The organism is Limisphaera ngatamarikiensis (assembly GCF_011044775.1).
Taxonomy (GTDB): Bacteria; Verrucomicrobiota; Verrucomicrobiia; order Limisphaerales; family Limisphaeraceae; genus Limisphaera; species Limisphaera ngatamarikiensis.
Genome location: NZ_JAAKYA010000095.1, coordinates 1 through 2,119, shown reverse-complemented (window position 1 = coordinate 2,119; position 2,119 = coordinate 1). Strand labels below are relative to the sequence as shown.

Annotated in this window: 1 protein-coding gene; it reads right to left on the bottom strand. The window is 67.5% G+C overall.

The window, feature by feature from the left end:
* On the bottom strand, nucleotides 1-860 hold an 860-nt coding region (locus tag G4L39_RS13800; protein WP_165109079.1), incomplete at its 3' end, for a transposase.
* Between the last annotated feature and the right edge of the window lie 1,259 nt (nucleotides 861-2,119).

Sequence of the window (2,119 nt, the reverse complement as noted above, 5' to 3'; positions counted from 1 at the left end):
ATGCCGGCGTACTGCTCGGTCACTTCCACCCCGTCGCGCCAGCGCGTCTGCGTGGCCGGACTCCAGGCGCTCTGGGGCAGCGCGGCGGCGGTGCGCTCCGGCCCGGTGGTCCATTTGTTGTAGCTGACGCTCCAATGCGTGAAGCCGGCCTGCTCGATGGCTTGAAGATGCTCGGCACTGCTGGAGCCGCTGTCGGCCAGGAAATCGCAGGGGCGATCCCGCCAGAGCGGCCGGAGCGTTTGCAGCATCGCCGGCAACGCGCTGCTGACCTCGCCGGGCGAACCCAGTTCACCACCGACCAGGAACGGGCCGAACCAGAACGTCTGCCAGGAGAGCGCCAGCTCGCCGTTGTAGTTGATCTTGGCCCCCTCGAAGCTCGGGCCGAAGACTTCGATCTGCGTCTCGTCGAAAAACGCTTCCGCGCGTCCGGCGTAGGTCCAGCGGGCGGGGTCGGCCCGGTCGATGACCCACTGCACAAACTGCGCGTTGAGGTTCCAGAGCGCGGCGATCGAGGTGTCGGATTGTTGGCGCAGCCATTGGCCCAGCTGGGTCTGGTCGGCGAACTTTTTGACGCGGGCCAACTGGCGCACCAGTGGCTCGTCGTTGAGCCGTTCGGCGTCGGCGAGGCTGGCCCCGCCCGAGCAGAAGCAGTAGATCAGTTGAGCCACGATCAGCTCGGGGCTGTAGCCGTGGGAGGTGCGGGTGCGCGGGTCCAGTCCGGGCAGGGCGCGGATTTTTTGCCAGAGGTCAAACTGCTGGGCCAGGGCTTCCAGGGCGGGCAGGCCGCCCAGGGTGGACTGCTTTTGAGCGGGGACGAACTCGAAGCGGATCCTGGGCGAGCGTTTGGTGACGGTCGGCATGCTTCATTGAGGCACGGCGCGCGAGGATATTCAACGCCGAACCCAAAAAAAATCTTCACCCGCCGGTGCAATACTTCAGGCGATGGCTAAGGTTTGGGGGGATGGCTACGCCCGCCGGCCCCGGGTCCCGACCCCGGCGGGGACGGACCCGGCGAATACGGAAGGCCCCCGGAGCTGCTCCATGCCGGGGCTGCCCTCCGGCCCGCCGAATGTGCCGGACCAGTCGGACGGGGACCGGTCCCGGAGGGCACATCCGCCGCACCCGTGTCCAGGCTGCGAGGGATCGCGTGCATGCGCTGCGCATATGGCGGGCATCGGGGACGGTGCCCCCCGCCATCGTCGGGTCGAGGACGCCACACCGTATGTGCCAGGCCGGAAGGGACCGTTATCGTCACGGTCCGTGGAACAATCCGGGCACGGGGGACAGTGCCCGTCCCGCGATGGTTGGCTGGGAGGGACCGTATCCCCGCGGGCCCTTAAATATATCGTGCACAGAGGACTGCGCCTCTCCCGGCGGGCGTTCGCCCGCCCGATTTTCCCAGTCGCCGAGGACGGCGACTCTCCAGGGTGGCTTGAGCTAAAGCATGAAAGGGGCACGGTGAACCGTGCCCCTCCCTCGCCATCACCAAATCAAAGGTACTCTGCGGCATTTAGCAGCTTGGGTGGGACGGCATCCCCGCCGTCCGCAGGGATCTCGGGCGCAGAGGACTGCGCCCCTCCCGGACATCGCCCAACCGTGGGCAGCCTCCGACATTGTCCAGCCCTGGAGGGACGGCGTCCTCGCGGTCCGCAAGAAAACGCAGACCACGGGCGCCTCTACGGAACCTGCAACGACGCCCGGTGGCCGGATGCCCTTGCGAGCTCCGACAGGTCGGGGAGGGACGGCGTCCTCGCGATCCGTAAGAATGTCGGTCACGCAGGACCATACCCCTCCCGCGCCATGGCCACGTTGCTGTGTACCGCGCGGATCGGCCGGGCCGGGATGGGCCGCATCCTCCCGGTCCCCTGGAAGCGGCCTGTAATAGCCTGCCAGTCGCAAGCGGATTCGCCGCCCACCCGACTTGTTGCAGCGGGTAGAGGCTGCGGAACGCTTTGCCGGACACCAACTGCCGCCATGGAGCTCGCGACATGCTTTGCGTGCTCTCTTTTGGCCGTTCTCCGTGTCCTCTGTGTCTCTGTGGTTCGATCCCTCCATGCCTCTGGACCGACCGGACCGGCTGCAGGGGGAGGTGCGGTCGGCGGTGGTGGTGCAGACGCCG